Annotated in this window: 15 protein-coding genes; 4 read left to right on the top strand and 11 right to left on the bottom strand. The window is 74.7% G+C overall.

Annotated features, from left to right (window positions below; translation table 11 throughout):
- The first annotated feature begins 53 nt into the window (after positions 1 to 53).
- The gene (locus ACFYY2_RS23330; protein ID WP_388745886.1) at positions 54 to 1,103 is read left to right on the top strand and encodes a cytochrome P450; all 1,050 of its coding nucleotides are present in this window, start codon (positions 54 to 56) and stop codon (positions 1,101 to 1,103) included.
- Positions 1,104 to 1,121: 18 nt separating this feature from the next.
- Here the strand turns inward: ACFYY2_RS23330 and ACFYY2_RS23325 are convergent, their stop codons facing one another.
- Genes ACFYY2_RS23325 through ACFYY2_RS23305 form a run of 5 tightly spaced genes read right to left on the bottom strand, consistent with a single transcriptional unit; the run spans position 1,122 to position 6,775 of the window.
- Positions 1,122 to 1,976, bottom strand: coding sequence for an ECF transporter S component (locus tag ACFYY2_RS23325; RefSeq protein ID WP_388745884.1), 855 nt, complete (start codon positions 1,974 to 1,976; stop codon positions 1,122 to 1,124).
- Entirely contained in the window at positions 1,973 to 3,688 is a 1,716-nt protein-coding gene (locus ACFYY2_RS23320; RefSeq protein WP_388745882.1) for an ABC transporter ATP-binding protein, read from the bottom strand. The genes ACFYY2_RS23325 and ACFYY2_RS23320 overlap by 4 nt, the downstream gene beginning before the upstream one ends.
- The gene (locus ACFYY2_RS23315; protein ID WP_388745880.1) at positions 3,685 to 4,830 is read right to left on the bottom strand and encodes an energy-coupling factor transporter transmembrane protein EcfT; all 1,146 of its coding nucleotides are present in this window, start codon (positions 4,828 to 4,830) and stop codon (positions 3,685 to 3,687) included. Before ACFYY2_RS23315 ends, ACFYY2_RS23320 begins: the two co-directional genes overlap by 4 nt.
- Positions 4,827 to 5,519: an SCO2322 family protein gene (locus ACFYY2_RS23310; RefSeq protein WP_388745878.1), complete on the bottom strand. Its 693-nt coding sequence runs from the start codon at positions 5,517 to 5,519 to the stop codon at positions 4,827 to 4,829. Before ACFYY2_RS23310 ends, ACFYY2_RS23315 begins: the two co-directional genes overlap by 4 nt.
- Entirely contained in the window at positions 5,516 to 6,775 is a 1,260-nt protein-coding gene (locus ACFYY2_RS23305) for a prenyltransferase/squalene oxidase repeat-containing protein (protein WP_388745875.1), read from the bottom strand. The genes ACFYY2_RS23310 and ACFYY2_RS23305 overlap by 4 nt, the downstream gene beginning before the upstream one ends.
- Before the next feature lie 268 nt (positions 6,776 to 7,043).
- Between ACFYY2_RS23305 and ACFYY2_RS23300 the strand changes: the two genes are divergently transcribed.
- Complete coding sequence (locus tag ACFYY2_RS23300; protein WP_388745873.1) at positions 7,044 to 7,553, top strand: hypothetical protein; 510 nt, start codon at positions 7,044 to 7,046, stop codon at positions 7,551 to 7,553.
- Between the two features lie 13 nt (positions 7,554 to 7,566).
- On the opposite strand, the gene ACFYY2_RS23295 is transcribed toward ACFYY2_RS23300, so the two are convergent.
- The gene (locus tag ACFYY2_RS23295) at positions 7,567 to 9,054 is read right to left on the bottom strand and encodes a PHB depolymerase family esterase (protein WP_388745871.1); all 1,488 of its coding nucleotides are present in this window, start codon (positions 9,052 to 9,054) and stop codon (positions 7,567 to 7,569) included.
- A 271-nt stretch (positions 9,055 to 9,325) separates the two neighbouring features.
- Between ACFYY2_RS23295 and ACFYY2_RS23290 the strand changes: the two genes are divergently transcribed.
- Together ACFYY2_RS23290 and ACFYY2_RS23285 are read left to right on the top strand one after the other, a co-directional pair.
- On the top strand, positions 9,326 to 10,111 hold the full coding sequence (locus tag ACFYY2_RS23290; protein WP_388745869.1) for a 3-hydroxybutyrate dehydrogenase: 786 nt from the start codon (positions 9,326 to 9,328) through the stop codon (positions 10,109 to 10,111).
- A 41-nt stretch (positions 10,112 to 10,152) separates the two neighbouring features.
- The gene (locus tag ACFYY2_RS23285; RefSeq protein ID WP_388745866.1) at positions 10,153 to 12,132 is read left to right on the top strand and encodes a helix-turn-helix domain-containing protein; all 1,980 of its coding nucleotides are present in this window, start codon (positions 10,153 to 10,155) and stop codon (positions 12,130 to 12,132) included.
- Positions 12,133 to 12,170: 38 nt separating this feature from the next.
- Here the strand turns inward: ACFYY2_RS23285 and ACFYY2_RS23280 are convergent, their stop codons facing one another.
- From ACFYY2_RS23280 to ACFYY2_RS23260, 5 genes are read right to left on the bottom strand one after another with little or no spacing between them, the layout of a single operon-like run.
- Positions 12,171 to 13,058, bottom strand: a complete 888-nt coding sequence (locus ACFYY2_RS23280; RefSeq protein ID WP_388745864.1) for an alpha/beta fold hydrolase — start codon at positions 13,056 to 13,058, stop codon at positions 12,171 to 12,173.
- Positions 13,055 to 14,149: a branched-chain amino acid ABC transporter permease gene (locus ACFYY2_RS23275; protein ID WP_388745862.1), complete on the bottom strand. Its 1,095-nt coding sequence runs from the start codon at positions 14,147 to 14,149 to the stop codon at positions 13,055 to 13,057. The genes ACFYY2_RS23280 and ACFYY2_RS23275 overlap by 4 nt, the downstream gene beginning before the upstream one ends.
- Positions 14,146 to 15,033: a branched-chain amino acid ABC transporter permease gene (locus ACFYY2_RS23270; protein WP_388745860.1), complete on the bottom strand. Its 888-nt coding sequence runs from the start codon at positions 15,031 to 15,033 to the stop codon at positions 14,146 to 14,148. Before ACFYY2_RS23270 ends, ACFYY2_RS23275 begins: the two co-directional genes overlap by 4 nt.
- A complete protein-coding gene (locus ACFYY2_RS23265) occupies positions 15,033 to 15,782 on the bottom strand; it encodes an ABC transporter ATP-binding protein (RefSeq protein ID WP_388745857.1) in 750 nt (249 codons plus the stop codon). The genes ACFYY2_RS23270 and ACFYY2_RS23265 overlap by 1 nt, the downstream gene beginning before the upstream one ends.
- On the bottom strand, positions 15,779 to 16,570 hold the full coding sequence (locus tag ACFYY2_RS23260; RefSeq protein WP_388745855.1) for an ABC transporter ATP-binding protein: 792 nt from the start codon (positions 16,568 to 16,570) through the stop codon (positions 15,779 to 15,781). The genes ACFYY2_RS23265 and ACFYY2_RS23260 overlap by 4 nt, the downstream gene beginning before the upstream one ends.
- Positions 16,571 to 16,573 lie beyond the last annotated feature (3 nt).

Raw genomic sequence — 16,573 nt, 5'->3', positions numbered from 1 at the left:
CCCCGCCCCGTTCCGCCCCGACCGACCTCGTCGCTGACCGCACCGGAGAATCCATGCCGTCGTCGTCCGCCACGCGCACGCGCACCACCGTGTTCGCCCCGCGGCTGGCCGCACTCATCAGCAATCACCTCGGCCAGGACGTCTTCCGGCTGGAGCCGGACACCATCGGTGTCGCCGGCCCCGAGATCACCGACCGCGTACTGGCGGCACGCCGGGCCACGGAGACGGAACGGCCGACCTTCAAACCGCTCCACGGGCGCTCCATCACCCGCACCGAGGCGTCCTCGGTGACCCGCACCATCGGCGGCGACGTGCGCCAGGCCCTCGCGGGCCCGCTGCCCACGGACGTGGACCTGTCGGGCCCCTGGCCGCTGACCGGACACACTTTCCTGCGCGACCTCATCCTGGGCCGTGACCCCTACCGGCTGCGCATGCTCATGAGCCGCTACCTGGAACTGACCCCCAAGCTCACCTGGTCGGTGATCGCCGTCGGCGCTGCGCTGCCCGGCTGGCCCCGGCCCGGCGACGACGGTCTCACCGGCCTCGCCGCCCGCGCGGCCCAGGCCACCGGCTACCAGGAACGCCGGTATGCCATGGGCATCTACCGCAGAGCCGCAGCGCCGGTGTGCTTCACCGTCTCCACCCTCGTCGCCAACGCCCTCTGGCTCGGCGCCCCGTTCGACGACGCGACGCCGAACCGGAACATCATCCTGGAATCCCTGCGCCTTCTGCCGCCGTCCTGGAACGTCCTGCGCAACGCCTCGCCCGAGTACCCCGCCATCGACGACCGCATCGGCCCCCGCGACGACGTACTCGTACTGCCGCTGCTGTCCCACCGCGACCCCGCCCTCTGGGACGACCCCGAGAGCTTCCGCCCCGAACGCTGGAACGACCTGGACCCCGACAACACGCCTGGGTACCTCCCCTTCGGTCACGCCTCCGAACGCTGCTGGGGCCGGCACATGGTCCATCCCCTCGCCGAACTCCTGCTGGACCACGTACGCCGCACCGGCCTCACGGTCGACCCGGAGCAGACCATCGGCAAAGTCCCTCTCCTCGGCCTCCTCGGGGTCGAAGAGGTACGCCTCACGCACGCCTCCTGAGGCCGCCCTGCAAGCGGTCTACGAACCGGCGTGAATGCGCCCGGCACCGTTCGCGTCCGTCCCGGGCTCCTCGAACACGGCCCTGGCGTCGAATGCCGCCCGGCGGGTGGCCCGGCGCAGGGCCCGCAGGAGCGTGGGACCGACGGAGAGGGTCAGCGCGACGGTGAGCGCGGCCCGGCCCAGGTCCCAGCCGAGCGAGGTCGCGGTGCAGTACGCGAGGAAGCGGACCAGGTTCTCGCGCAGCGGGTCGCCCGCGACGAAGGAGATCCCCGGAGCGAGCCCCCGCAGGATCGTCCAGCCGTACAGGTTCATCACCGTGCCGTAGGCGAACGCCGCCACGAAGCCGTACGCCGCCAGCATCAGAGGCTCAGCCCGGCCGCGCAGCCGGTCCGGGCCCGGCAGCAGGCCCGCGCCCATCGTGAACCAGCCCATGGACAGCATCTGGAACGGCATCCACGGGCCGACCCCGCCCGTCAGCAGCGCCGAGGCGAACATCGTCACCGAGCCGAGCACGAAGCCGAAGCCCGGGCCCAGCACCCGCCCGCTCAGCACCATCAGGAAGAACATCGGCTCCAGGCCGGCCGTCCCGGCGCCCAGCGGGCGCAGCGCCGCGCCGACGGCGGCGAGGACCCCCAGCATCGCGACGGCCTTGGCGTCCAGGCCGGAGTCGGCGATCGTCGCGACGACCACACCGACCAGCAGCACGAGGAGCGCGGCGAACAGCCACGGCGCGTCCTCGGCATGGGCCAGACCCGAATCCGCACCGGCCAGCAGGGGCCAGCCGAACGCGACCAGGCCGACCGCGCCGACCAGTACGAGCGCGGCGACGGCCCGGGGTCCCAGCCGCACCGCGCGCGCGGACCGGGCACTCACGACGGACCGTCCAGCGCGGCACGCACCTGGGCCACGGTCAGCCACGCCCGGGGCGCCAGGATCTTCGCGGTCTGCGGGGCGAACGCCGGGGAGGAGACCACGACCTGACGGGTCGGGCCGTCCGCCACGACCTCGCCGTCCGCAAGGATCACGACGCGGTGCGCCAGATCGGCGGCCAGCTCCACGTCATGGGTGGCCAGCACGATGGCATGGCCCCCGGCGGCCAGCCGGCGCAGCACCCCGACCAGCCGGGCCTTCGCCGCGTAGTCGAGGCCGCGCGTCGGCTCGTCCAGCAGGAGCAGCGGGGGCCGGGCGGTCAGCACCAGCGCGAGGGCCAGCGCCAGCCGCTGCCCCTCGGAGAGGTCACGGGGATGGACGTCGTCCCGTACACCGGGCAGCAGCTCGGAGACCAGCGCGCGGCAGGTGCCGCCCGGCGCGCCCGCGTCGGAGTCCGCCGCCGCGCATTCGGCGGCGACCGTATCCGCGTACAGCAGGTCGCGTGGCTCCTGCGGGACGAGTCCGACCCGGCGCACCATGTCGCGGGGAGGGGTACGCGACGGCCGCACACCGCCGACGAGCACCGAACCCGTGGTGGGCTCGGTCATCCCGACGAGCGTGGTCAGCAGGGTGGACTTCCCGGCGCCGTTGCGGCCCATCAGGGCCACGGTCTCGCCCGGTGCGAAGGACAGCGTCACCCCCCGCAGCGCCTGGACCCGCCCGCGCCGGACCCCGAGTCCCTCGGTCAGGGTGACGGGAGCGCCGGGAGGGGGACCCGCCTGCGCGTCGGGCGGGCGACGGCCGAGCAGACGGTCCAGGAACCCGGGGCGGGCGGGGGCGGGTGAGGGCAGCGGGACGACGGCTGAGGCCACCGGCCCGGGCGGCGACGGCGGTTCGACGCCGGACAGCCGCTCGCGCAGGTCCGCCGCCCTGCGCCGCGCATCGCGCACCGACAGCGGCAGCGGGTCCCAGCCCATCAGCCGCCCCAGGGCCACCACCGGAGGCCTGACCGGCGAGAGCGCCATGATCTCCGCCGGAGGCCCCATCAGCGGTGCGGCACCCGGCGAGGGCAGCAGGAGGACCTGGTCGGCGTACTGCACGACACGCTCCAGCCGGTGTTCGGCCATCAGCACCGTCGTGCCCAGGTCGTGCACCAACCGCTGGAGCACCGCGAGGACGTCCTCGGCCGCCGCCGGGTCGAGGGCGGACGTCGGCTCGTCGAGGACCAGCACGCGGGGGTGCGGGGTGAGGACCGAGCCGATCGCGACGCGCTGGCGCTGGCCCCCGGAGAGCGTGGCGATCGGCCGGTCGCGCAGGTCGGCCAGCCCCAGCAGGTCCAGCGTCTCCTCGACGCGCCGCCGCATGACGTCCGGGGCGAGACCGAGCGACTCCATGCCGTACGCCAGCTCGTCCTCGACGGTGTCGGTGACGAAGTGGGCGAGCGGGTCCTGGCCCACCGTGCCGACGAGATCGGCGAGTTCGCGCGGCTTGTGGGTGCGGGTGTCACGGCCGCCGACCGTGACCCGCCCGGTCAGCACCCCGCCCGTGAAGTGCGGCACGAGACCGGACACCGCGCCCAGCAGGGTCGACTTCCCGACCCCGGACGGCCCGACGACCAGCACGAGTTCGCCCTCGGGCACCGTGAGGTCGACCCCGGACAGGGTGGGCTGCGCGGAATCCTCGTACCGCACCGAGACCTGCTCGAACCGGATCACGCGCTCTCCTTGGAAGCCGGGGGAGAAGGGGGCAGCGGCGCCACGACGGCGGGCAGCAGCCCGATCAGGACGGCTGCGGCGGGCCACAGCGGAAGCACGGGAGCCGTCAGCGGTACGACACCGGGGTGCAGGGCGCCCGGGGTTGTGGCGCCCGCCCGGATCATCGCGGCGGCCACGGCCACGCCGGACCCGGCGACGAACCAGGCCCGCACGTCCCAGCGGTCGGGCCGGTAGCGGGTGCGGACCGAGCGGCGCCCCCCGAGCCTGAGCCCGGCCATCGCCGCGGCCAGCCCGGCCAGCAGCAGCGGCAGCCCGTACACCGCGCCCTGAGCGGCCAGCAGGCCGTAGGTCCCCGCGCACACCCCCAGCAGCCCGCCGAGGGTGAGCACATGCGTGGTGCGCCGCACGCCGGGCGGGACCTGGGCGGTGCGGCCGTAGCCCCGCGCGTCCATCGACGCCGCCACGGCCACCGACCGCTCCAGCGCGCCCTCCAGCACCGGAAGGCCGATCTGGAGCACCGCCCCGATGCCGCCGGTGGGACGGCCGCGCAGCCGGCGGGCCGTCCGCAGCCGTGCCACGTCGGCGACCATGTTCGGGGCGAAGGTCATCGCCACGACGACGGCGACCCCCACCTCGTACAGGGCGCCCGGCAGCGACTTCAGCAGCCGCGCCGGATTGGCCAGCGCGTTCGCCGCGCCGACGCAGATCAGCAGGGTGGCCAGCTTCGCCCCGTCGTACAGCGCGAAGACCAGCTGTTCGGCGGTGACCCGCCCGCCGAGCCTGACCCCCTGCGCCCAGCCGGGCAGCGGTACCTCGGGCAGCGTGAACAGCGGGTGCGTGCCGGGCACCGGGGAGCCGAGGACGACGGAGAAGACCAGCCGCACCGCGACCACGAACAGCCCGAGCCGGACGAACGCCCCGTACGAGCGGGCCCAGGGCGCGTCCGTGCGGCGCGCGGCCACGACATAGCCCGCGACGCCCACCAGCAGACCGAGCAGCAGCGGATTGGAGGTGCGGGACGCGGCGGTCGCCAGCCCCAGCGCCCACAGCCACCAGGCTCCCGCCGGTGTCGCGTTGCCCCGGGTGGCGTCCGGGGCGCTCAGGGCATGGCGGAGCCGGGCGGGGGCGGTGGGGCGGGTCATCGGCGGCGGCGGGTCCGGAGCGCTGCGGCGAGGCCCAGGACGAGCACCGCGGCCGCACCGGTGAGCACTCCCGCCGACGGTCCGCCGTCGCCGTCACCGGAAGAGGCGGTGCCCGCGGCCTCGGCGGACGGCTCGGCCGCACCCGTGGTCGCGTCCGCCGCCGCGTCCGGGCCGTCGTCCGCCACCTGCTCACCGCAGCCCGACCGCGGATAGCCGGATATCGCGCAGAGCATCGCGGCGCTGTCGTAGCGCAGGGGCTTCGCCACGGAGGCCAGCGCCTCCGCGGTGCTCGCGTCCGGTGCCACCTGAGCGCACGCGGCGCGCGGGGCGGGCGGAGTCTCACCGGCCGGGGCGTCCGCCGGGGTCCCCGGGTCGATGACCACGGCGACCCGCTTGCGGCCGTCCTTCGCCGGGGTGTCCGCGCAGACCCTCGCGAAGTCCGGGGCACGGCGCGGCCGGGCCGAGTCCTGGGAGTCCTCGCTCACCGAGAAGCGGAAGCCCTGCACCGCTCCGTCGTCCGGGCGGACGAGGGAGGGGCCCTGCGTGGCGTAGGTCCAGCCCGTGCCGCCGTCCCCCTCCCAGAAGGACCAGTAGCGGTAGCCCGCGGCCTGGGCGCCGCCCGCGCCGAATACGGCGAGCGCGGCACCGACGAGCAGGAGCAGCACCGCCGTACCCAGCGGGCGCCTCACAGCTGCTGGTTCTTCCGGCGGCCGCTCAGCAGGAATCCGATGCCCGCGCCGAAGGCGAGCCCGATGCCGATGATCCACCAGAGGCCGAGTCCGCCGTCGTCGCTGCTCGTGTCCGCGGGCTTCTCGGGCGAGGTGGCCGTGGGCGAGGGCACGGCGGTGGCGGCGGGAGCCGGACCCGTGGCGTTGAGCTGCTTCACGAGGTCGACGCCGCCGAAGTCCCGTGCGTCGGTGCCCGTCGCGTGGGCGGCCAGCACCAGTTGCGCGGAGGCGGCGGGGCCGCCCTCCCGGGCCCAGCCCTGCGCGTTCTTCTCCAGGTAGGCGACCGCCTTGGCGGCCTTGTCCTTGTGGCCGGAGGCCGCGAGCGCCACGACCGCGTCCGCCGTGTTGCCGAAGTCCGGCTGCGGAGCGGAGTCCTCGGCGCCCGGCATGGGCGGCAGGTCCAGATGACCGGACGCGGCGAGGGCGCCGGCGAGGTAGTGGGCGCCGTTCTGCGCGGACTGCTCCGGCGTCAGGCTGTTGCCCGCGGTGCAGACGGGGGCCTTCACCGCGTTGGAGTTGCCCGCGGCCATGCCCTTGCCCATCGCGCCGATCACCGCGGCCGCCGTGGCGTCCGCGTTGGCCGTGAGCCTGCCGTTCTTGTCGGGCTGGTAGGCGAACGCCCCGCCGTCCTCGCCCCCGCAGGGCAGCGCGAAGGACTGGAGCGCGGTGTACGGCGTCTTCCCGCCGCCCTTGGTGAGCTCGGCCAGCGGCACGCCCGCCCTGGCCAGTGCGCCCGTCACCACGGCGGTGGAGTTGGCGTCGCTCGGGCTGCCCGGGTTGTAGCCCCAGCCGCCGTCGTCGTTCTGCACGGATTTCAGCCAGCTGACGCCGTTGTCCACGACCTCGCGGTGCGCGGCCAGCTCGACCATGGCCTGGACCGCCGCCGCCGTGGCGTTGGTGTCCGCGACGGTCTTCGCGTCGCAGGGCTTCGACGCGTCGCGGTACGAGGCGAAGGCCCCGCTCGCGCACTGCTGGCCCACGAGCCAGTCCACCGACTTCACGGCCGGGGTCACCAGCTCGACGCGCTGGGCGAGGAAGGCCATCGACTGGCGCCACACCCCGTCGTACGTCGGGTCCTTCGTCCCGTACAGGCCGGCCGGGAGGGCGGGCGCCGAGGGGGAGGGTGTCGGACTCGGCGCGGCGAGGGCAGCCGGGGCGGCCGCTCCACAGAGCACGGCGGTGATCGCGAGCGCTGCCGCGCGGCGGCGTACGGACATGACGGGCTGGGCCTCTCGAACGGGTTTCCCCTGCCGGGCGGAACCGGGCGCGCGGGCAAGTACCGGCGCCGGATTCGCACCGGCTTCCCCCTGTACGGGCAGGATGACGAATCACTCACTCTACCGGGGCGGTCCGCGACCCCTCCGCGCGGACGCCCGTATCCCCCGGCCGCGAGGGCTTCCCAGCAGCTCAGAGCCCGTGCCAGACTCCGGCGGGGTCACATGGGCGCCCGCCCGTGGGCAGGATTCGACCGGGTGGGAAGCACCAGTGCGCAGAAGAGGTACGGCGGCCGCGGCCGCCGCTGTGGCCGGAATCATGGCGGTGACGGGCTGCGGCCTCGTCGGGGACGGCGAGACCGCGCCGACGGCCTCCCCGGTGCCGGTCGTCCCCTACACCAGGGAGTCGGCGGCCATGGAGATAGCGTCGCTCGCCCGGGCCGGGGGACTCCCGGACGGGGACACCTCCACGGCCGGGCTGCCGAAGGGCGACTGGCAGAAGTGCATGGCGCCCTGGATGGGCGAAGCGCCGGCGGCCGGAGCCGCCGGCGCGTTCGACGCGACGGTGATGCGGTTGCGGCAGCACGACTGGGAGATCCTCTCCAGCCACGCCGAGAAGGACGTCACCTACCGCACCCTCGCCAAGCGCGGCTGGAAGCTCTTCGCCAGGCACTACACGATGAAGGGCTTCGGCCCCGACCAGATCGTGTCCCTCACCGCGGTCGAGGACGGCTGCGAGCTGCCCCGGCAGATCAGGGGCGACTACGAGGACCCGGCCTGAGAGACCGGACCGGTCAGGCCTGGCAGCCCGAGTCCGCGATCACGAAGTATCCGGTGGGCGACTCCCGGAGCGTGTGGGTCACGAACACGTTGTAGAGGCCCATGTCCTGTCCGGAACCGTTCGCGTAGGCGTGGCCGCCCGAGGTGCGTGCCCGGCCCGCCGTGACGTGCGCGTAGTTCGTGGCCGTGAAGCACCGGGCGGGCGTCGCGGCGCCCGTCGTCGTCGCGGTGACGGCGGCGGACGCGGTCCCCGCGGCGCCCCCCGAGTCGGCGGCGGCCACGGTGTAGCGGTAGGCGGTGCCGGCCTTCAGCCCCGTGTCCGTGTACGACGCCGCGGTGGTCGTGGCGACCTTCGCGCCGTCCCGGTACACGAGGTACGAGGCCGCCGAACCGACCGTGTTCCACGCCAGCGACGCGGTGCTGTCGGTGACCCCGGCGACCTTCAGTCCGGTGGGGGCGGGCAGCCCGGTCCCACCGCCCGGGGCGTCCTCGTCCAGCCCCCAGAACACGCCGGTGTGATACGTCGAACAGATGGTGTTCAGGAAGTACGCGGCCGTCGACCCGCACTGCTCGGTGCCCGATCCCGGACCGACCGGCAGACCGTGCCCCATCCCGGACACCGAGAAGGTCTCCACCGCGGGCCGCCCGGACGCGTCGTCGTAGACGCTCCGGGTGGTGTTCCCCGGCAGGGTCTCGGTGCGGGACGGGGTCTGGCCGATGCCCCAGACGTTCGTCCACTGGTCGCGCAGCGCCGTGGCGTTGGCGGGGTAGACCGTGTAGTCGGACGTGCCCTGCCAGACGGCGACCCTGGGCCACGGGCCGGTCCAGCCCGGGTAGGAGCCGCGGACCTTGTCGCCCCACTGCGCGGGTGTCAGCTTCTGCGGCCCGGTCTGACAGCCGGACGCGGCGGCCTGGCTGGTGGCGCACTGGGCGGGCAGCCCCGAGGCCACGGACCCGCCGGCGAAGACGTCCGGGTAGGCGGCCAGCAGGTCGGCGGTCATCCCGCCGCCCGCCGACAGGCCCGTGACGTACACACGGCGGCCGTCGGAGCCGTACGTCTGCTTCGCGTACTCGACCATCTGCACGACGGACGCGGCCTCGCCCCTGCCCCGGGTGCTGTCGGCGGGATCGAACCAGCCGAAGCACGACAGCGCGTTGTTCGCCGAGGTGGTCTGCGGGAAGACCACGTCGAAGCCCCACAGGTCGGCGTACTTCGGCCAGCCCGAGTTGGTGTAGTAGGCGTTCGCCGTCTGGGTGCAGCCGTGCAGGGCGACGACCAGCGGCCGCCCCGCGGGCACGTTGTCGGGCGTGTACGCGAACATCTGCAGGTTGCCGGGGTTCGAGCCGAAGCCGGTGACCTGCTGGAGGCCCGCGGCGGCGGTGGCCGCCGGAGCGGCCGACGCGGGCGCCGGATTCACGGCGAGCAGCGCCAGGACGGCGAGGGGAGCGACGCGGCGGAGCAGGCGTCGCAGGATCGGCGGGCGCGGGTTCGGTGGACGCACGGTGGGGCCTCCCTGGTCGGACGTGCGGATGCTGCCGGAACCTACGAGCCAGGGGCGGAGCCGCCCATGTGGCAGGCGGCCACCCGCCGCACGCCGCTGTGTGCGGCGCTCCCCTTGCACCGGTTCCCGTGCCACCGCCACGCCCCGGAGACCCGCCGGCCCGCTCCCGGCCCGCACACCCGCACCATGTACGCCGCCACCATGCCGATGCCCGGGGGTGTGTGCACCGACCCCGTGTGATGGCGGCGGTGACGTCCTTACGGTGACGCCCATGCAGACTTCCCGGACCCCGCAGCACGAACCTCCCGCCCCCTCCTCCCTCGCCGGGCGCACCGCCCTGGTCACCGGGGCCGCGAGCGGCATCGGACTGGCCTGCGCGCAGGCGCTCGCCGCCGCCGGCGCGCACGTGCACGTGGTGGACAAGCAGGGGGAGGCCGCCAGGAGCCTGGCCGAACGGATCGGGGGGACGGCGTGGGTGGCCGACCTCTCGGTGGCCGAGGCGGTGGACGCGCTGCCCGCCGACGCCGACATCGTCGTCAACAACGCGGGGCTCCAGCACGTGGCCCCCGTGCACGAGTTCCCGCCGGACCGTTTCGCGCTGATCCACCGCGTCATGGTGGAAGCTCCGTTCCGCATCTTGCGCCGTACGCTCCCGGGGATGTACGAACGCGGCTGGGGCCGCGTCGTCAACATCTCGTCCGTACACGGGCTGCGCGCCAGCCCCTACAAGTCGGCCTACGTCTCGGCCAAGCACGCACTGGAGGGGCTCAGCAAAGTGGTCGCACTCGAAGCGGCGCCGCACGGCGTGACGAGCAACTGCGTCAACCCCGGCTACGTCCGCACGCCGCTGGTCGAGAACCAGATCGCGGACCAGGCCCGCAGCCACGGCATCTCCGAGCAGGAGGTGGTCGGCAAGGTGCTCCTGGAGCGCAGCGCCCTGAAGTCCCTGATCGAGCCGGACGACGTGGCCGGGGCGGTCCTGTGGCTGTGCGGCCCGGGAACGGCCCACGTCACCGGAAGCTCGCTGTCCATGGACGGCGGCTGGACCGCCAACTGACACCCGACCGTCCCCGCGAGCCGGAAGAACGATGTCCGCCCATGTCTGAACCCTCCACCTCCGCCGCGCACCTGACGGCCCGCCTCCTCGACCTGCTGGCCGACGACGCCCCGGCCGAGGAACTGGGCGCCGTCACCTCCCGGGCGCGGGCCGCCGGCGTGCCCGCCGCCGAACTGGCCGAGGTGGAGCGGGCGGCCGCCACCGCCCTGCGGATCAGGAGCGTCCTGCGCCAGCACCGGCGCAGGGAGCTCCAGCTCACCGCGCTCTTCGACACGGCGGGTGACCTGGCCGCCTCCAGGGATCTGGACGACGTGCTCAAGGCGATCGTGCGGCGGGCCAGGATGCTGCTGGGCACCGACACCGCCTACCTCACGCTCCCCGACGAGGAGGCCGGGGACACCTACATGCGGGTGACCGACGGTTCGGTCTCCGTGCTGTTCCAGCGGCTCCGGCTCGAACTGGGCGAAGGCCTCGGCGGGCTCGTGGCGCAGACCGCCAGCCCGTACGCGACCCCCGACTACCGCACCGACGAACGCTTCCGCCACACCCGCAACATCAACGCCGGTGTGCTGGACGAAGGACTCGTCGCGATCCTCGGCGTGCCCCTGCTGCTCGGCTCCAGCAGGGGCGGCACGGGAAAGGTCATCGGCGTCCTCTTCGCCGCCGACCGCGCGGCGCGGGTGTTCAGCCCCGACGAGGTGGCCCTGCTCTGCTCGCTCGCCGCGCACGCCGCGATCGCCATCGACACCGCCCGGGCCCTGGACGACACCAGGGCCGCCCTGGCGGAACTCGCCGGGGCGAACGCCGAACTGGCCGGTGCCAACGCCGCCGTACGCGCGCACTCGGCGGCCATGCAGCGGGCCGAGGAGGCCCACGACCGGCTCACCGACCTCGTGCTGCGCGGCGGCGACGTGACGGACGTCGCCGTGTCGGTGGCCGGGCTGCTGGAGTGGCCCCTGACCATCCACGACCCGGGCGGGCGCCCGCTGGCCGCGGTGCGGCCCGACGGCTCGGCGTTCGCCGCCGACAGCATGGACGCCGGATGGCTCGACGCCGCCGCCGAGGAGTCCCGCCACGGGGCGAGGGCGGTGCACCGCGACGGCCGGTGGGTCTGCGCCGTGCTGGCGGGCCAGGAACTGCTCGCCAGCCTCGTGCTGCACCGGCCGGACCGGCTCGACGACTCCGACCGGCGGCTCTTCGAACGCGCCGCCGTCGTCACCGGCCTCCTCCTGCTGCTGCGCCGCACCGTCGCCGAGACCGAGAACCGGATACGGGGCGAGCTGATCAGCGACCTGCTCGGCGACCCGGAACGCGACCCGGCCGGCCTGGCGGAACGCGGCCGGCGCCTGGGCATCGACCTCGACCGGCCGCACCTCCTGCTGGTGGCCGAGGCCGCCGCGCGCGAGAAGCTCGGCGGCGCGGCCATGCGCTATCTCTTCGGCGGCGACATCCACGGGGTGAGCGCCGAACACGCGGGCACGGTCGTCCTGCTGATCGACTGCGAGGGCCGCTCCACGGCCGACTCCGGGGACGCCGCCCGGGCGGCCGCCGCACAGCTCGGACACCTCGTCCAGGCCCCCGTGACCGTCGCCGCGACGGGCCCCGCCCAGGGTGCCCGCGCACTCGCCGCCGCCTACGCGGAGGCCGCCCGCTGCCTGCGCGCCATGCGCGTGCTGGGGCGGGAGGGCGAGGGCGCCTGCGTCGACGAACTCGGCTTCCTGGGCGTCGTGCTGGGCAACGCCAAGGACGTGGACGGCTTCGTGACCGCGGTGCTGGGCCCTCTGCTCCGCTACGACGAGCGGCGCGGCACCCACCTCGTACGGACGCTCCGGGCGTATTTCGGCGCCGGCGGCAGCCTCATCCGGGCCAAGGACGAACTGCACGTGCACGTCAACACGGTGGTGCAGCGCCTCGACCGCATCCAGGTGCTGCTCGGCCGCGACTGGAACGAGCCCGACCGCGCCCTGGAGCTGCAACTCGCCCTGAGACTGCACCTGCTGTCCGGCGGCCGGGACGGCTGAGGGGGCACCCGCCCCGCAGGGCGCGCGCCCCCGCGGGCTCAGCGTGCCGCCTCCAGCAGGGACCGGGCGACCTCGCCCGCCCCCGTGTCTCCCGTCAGCACGGTGTAGTGGTTGACCCCGTCGACGCGTACCGCCCGGACGCCCGTCCCGGGCTGCCCCGCCTTCGCGAGCCGGGACTCGTCGTACAGCCCCTGCTCCTCGTTCATCAAGCCGCGCTCCGCCCACAACAGCACGGCCGGGTGCGGGAGTTCGTGTACGGCCTTGAGCACCTCGTCCTGGAACAGCCCCACGCCGTCCGTGCGCACCGCCTCCAGCAGGCAGCCCGAGCGCATCGCGGGCTCCTCGCCCGTCAGGTCCCGCTGGATGTAGGCGTCCACCTCCGGCGACCAGGCGTCGCCGCCGAACGCGGGGTGGGCCCGCCAGAAGGACCGGTAGGCGTCCCGGTCGGTGAACGTCATCGACAGGCGGTCCATGGCCGGGCCGATCACCGCCGTCATCAGCTCGTCGGCCGAGAGGTGCGTCGGTGCGGGGAAGCCGAACCCGCCGTCGACGAGCACCAGTTCACCGAAGCGCTCCGGGTGGCGCACGGCCGCGAGCGCCGCCACGAAGGCGCCCATCGAGTGGCCGGCCAGCACCACCCCGTCGAGCCCCAGCCATGCGGCGAGCGCGGCGGCGTCGTCCGCGTGCGCGGCGATGCCGTACGGGCCGGGCAGCCCGGCGCTGGCGGCCCGGCCGCGCAGGTCCGGCGCGATCAGCGTGGCCCGGCCGTCCAGGTGCCGGGCGACCGCAGCCCACGAGAGCGCGTTGGCCGTGATGCCGTGCAGGGCCACGATCACGGGTGCCACGTCCGGGTCGCGGGCGGGCCAGCGCAGCGCGGTCAGTTCACCGCCCGCCACGGGGACGCGTATCTCCTCGTACGGGATCATCGATTCTCCTCACGGGACCGGCGCAGCCGGGACGGCAGGCGGGCCAGACCGCCCGGCAGCAGGTGTACCACGGCCACGAACAGCACCCCGAGCAGGAACAGCGGCTGCGAGAGCGGCACGCGCAGGACCGCCGGCAGGTCGGCCACGGCGCCCGACCCCGCCAGGTCACCGAGCCGGTGGTCGGCCCAGGTGTAGAGGATGCCGCCGACCATCGGACCCCAGCGGGTGCCCGATCCGCCGAGCACCACCATCACGAGCAGCGACAGGGTGAAGTCCGAGGTCGTGGTCTGGGGGGTGGAGCCACCGGTGAGCAGCAGGTGGACGAGCCCGCCGACCGCCGCCAGCGCCCCGGCCAGCACGAAGGCCGTCAGTTTGAAGCCGTACGGCTTCAGGCCCAGCACCTCGACCCGGCGTTCGTTCTCCTTGATGCCCTCCCAGACCCGGCCGGTGGGGGAGCGCACCGCCCACCGGACCACGGCCAGGGTGAGGACGAGGTAGGCGAGGGCGATCCAGTAGAGGTTCGCGGTGTTGCCGATGCCGACCAGCCAGGACGGCAGGAGCTCCGCCGGGGCCGCCCGGCCCTCCTCGCCGCCGGTGAGACCGCCCGGGTTGCGGGAGACGAGGATCGATCCGGCCTGGGCGAAGGCGAGCGTCACCATCGAGAAGCCGATGCCGGTGACCCGCAGGCTCACCGACCCCAGGACCACGGCGAGCGCGATGCCGGAGCACAGCCCGAGCACGGCCGCGAGCGCGAACGGCAGCCCGGCCTCCAGCAGGAACATGTTCGTGGCGTAGCTGCCGGCCGCGAAGTACAGGGCGTGCCCGAAGGAGAGCAGACCGGTCCGGCCGAGCAGCAGGTCGTATCCCGTGGCGAGGGCGCCGAACAGCAGGCAGGTGGCGAGGAGTTGCAGGGATCCGGGACTGCCCACCGGGCCGTCCAGCAGGCCGGGCACGGGGAGCGCGCTGTAGGGCGCGACGGCCAGCAGCACGAGGACCCCGGCCGGCCACCAGCGCAGCAGCCGGGCCCCGCGCGGCTCCGGCGCGGTGGTGACCGCGGCGGGCGCGGGCGCGGGTGTGGTGGCGGTGCTCACGCGAGCCTCCCGGTCAGTCCGCGCGGCCGGAACAGCAGCAGCGCGGCGAGCAGGACGACGACCGCCAGGTCGCCGAGGCCCGCTGCGGTGTAGTAGTTGGCGAACTGCTGGACCAGGCCGATGACGACGGCCGCCACGGCGGCGCCGGTCACCGATCCCATGCCGCCGGTGACCACGACGACGAACGCGAAGATCAGCAGCGAGGTGCCCTGTCGGGGGTCGACCGAGCCGAAGTACAGCCCGCCGAGGGCCCCGCCGAGCGCGGCCGCGCAGCCGCCGATCGCGAAGACCAGGGTGAACGCCGTGCGGACGTCGATGCCCAGCGCCGTCACCATGGCGCGGTCCTCGACCCCCGCGCGTACGACGAGGCCGTGACGGGTCCGGCCGAGGAACACCCGCAGCGCGACCAGGACGAGGACGGCCGCCGCGATCAGCACCAGCCGGTTGACGGGCACCTCGGCGCCCAGCAGCCCGAAGGTGCCGGACAGGGCCTCGGGGCCGGGGAAGGTCCGGGCGTCCGAACCCCAGATGCCGGAGAGCAGCGCGGGCACGGCGAGCCCGACCCCGACGGTCGCGAGCACCTGCTCGCGCGGCCGGGTGTAGAGCGGGCGTACGACGGCCAGTTCCAGGACCACGGCGGCCAGCGTGCCCACCGCCGTCCCGAACAGCACGGCCAGGGCGAAGCCCCACCCGCCGGGCCCCGCGCCGGGCAGATGGCCGGACGCGGCCCACCAGGTGCCGTAGGCGCCGATCGAGAGCAGGGCCCCGTGGGCGAAGTTGAGCACGTCCATCAGGCCGAAGATCAGGGAGAGGCCCGACGCGATGAGGAAGTAGAGCGCACCCAGGCCGAGTCCGGTCATGGTGAGCAGCACGATGGTGGACATCAGGAATCCGCCTCCGCGGTGTGTGTGGCGAGCGGGCCGCGGCCCACGCCGAGCAGGTCGCGCGTGGCGCGCGCGTCGCCCAGCAGCGCGGCCGCGTCGCCCCGGTGGGCCGTCCGGCCGTCGGCGAGCACCACGCACCGCTGGGCGAGCCGGCGCACGACGGCGAGGTTCTGCTCGACCAGGAGCACGGGGACGGCCTCGGCGGCGCGCTCCAGGACCTGGGCCACCTCGGTGACCACCTTGGGCGCCAGGCCCTTGGTGGGCTCGTCGGCGATGATCAGCCGGTTGCCGTTCAGCAGGGTCCGCCCGATCGCCACCATCTGCTGCTGGCCGCCGGACAGGGTCCCGGCCGACTGGGCCGCGCGGCGCTTCAGTTCGGGGAAGAGCTCATGGACCAGGCCGTACGCCGGCCCGTCCGCACCGCGGCGTTCCGCCAGGCGCAGGTTCTCGGCGACGGTGAGGCCCGCGAAGATCCCACGGTCCTCGGGGGCGTAACCGATACCCCGGCGGACCAGGGTGTGGGTGGCCATCCCCACGGTCTCCTCGCCGTCGAGGCGCACGCTCCCGGCGCGGGGCACGAGTCCGAGGACGCCGCGCACGGTCGTGGTCTTGCCCGCGCCGTTGCGGCCGAGCAGGGCGGTCACGCCGTGGCGGGCGACCTCCAGGTCCACGCCGTGCAGGATGTGCCGGCCGCCGATGAGGACGCGCAGGTCCCGCACGGCGAGCAGAGGCGTTTCGGGTGTCGTCACAGCCCCTCCCCGAGGTAGGCCTGCTGGACGACCGGGTCGGCCGTCACCGCCGCCGGGGTGTCCAGGGCCAGCAGGCTGCCGTGGTGCATCACGGCGAGCCGGTCCGCGAGGCCCAGCAGGACGTCCATGTGGTGCTCGACCATGAGCACGGTGCGGCCCTCGTCGCGGTGCAGGGTGCGGATGAGCTCGGTGAGGGCCGGCACCTCCTCGGCGCTCACCCCGGCCATCGGCTCGTCGAGCAGCATCAGCCGGGGCTCGCCGACCAGCAGCACCGCGAGCTCCAGCTTCCGCTTCTCACCGTGCGACAGCTCCGCGGCCGTGGCCCCGGCACGGTGGCCGAGCCCGGTGCGCTCCAGTACGCCGGCCACCTCGGCCGGGTAGGGCGAGGCCCGCCGCCACAGCCGGTGCGATCCGCCGTGCGCGGCCTGCGCGGCCAGCCGCACGTGCTCGGCCACGGTCATCGCGGGCCAGAGGCTGGACGTCTGGAACGTCCGGCCGATCCCGCGCCGGGCCCGGGTGTGGACGGGCGCGTGCGTCAGGTCCTCGCCGTCCAGCGCGAGGGTGCCCGCGGTGGGCCGGACGATCCCGCTGATCAGGTTGAACAGGGAGGTCTTGCCGGCCCCGTTGGGGCCGATGAAGGCGAGGAACTCGCCCTCGCGGACGTCGAGGGTGACGCCCTCGACGATGGTCGCCCCGCCGACGCGCCAGCCCAGGCCGTCCAGTCGAAGCACGGGGGCGCCCGTGCGCGTCCCGTCGTCCCGCTCGGTGGCGGAGCCGGTCGCCGTCACGGG

The organism is Streptomyces sp. NPDC001822, assembly GCF_042892135.1.
GTDB lineage: Bacteria > Actinomycetota > Actinomycetes > Streptomycetales > Streptomycetaceae > Streptomyces.
Note: the sequence above shows the minus strand (reverse complement) of the source record. Positions and strands in the feature narration are given on the sequence as shown.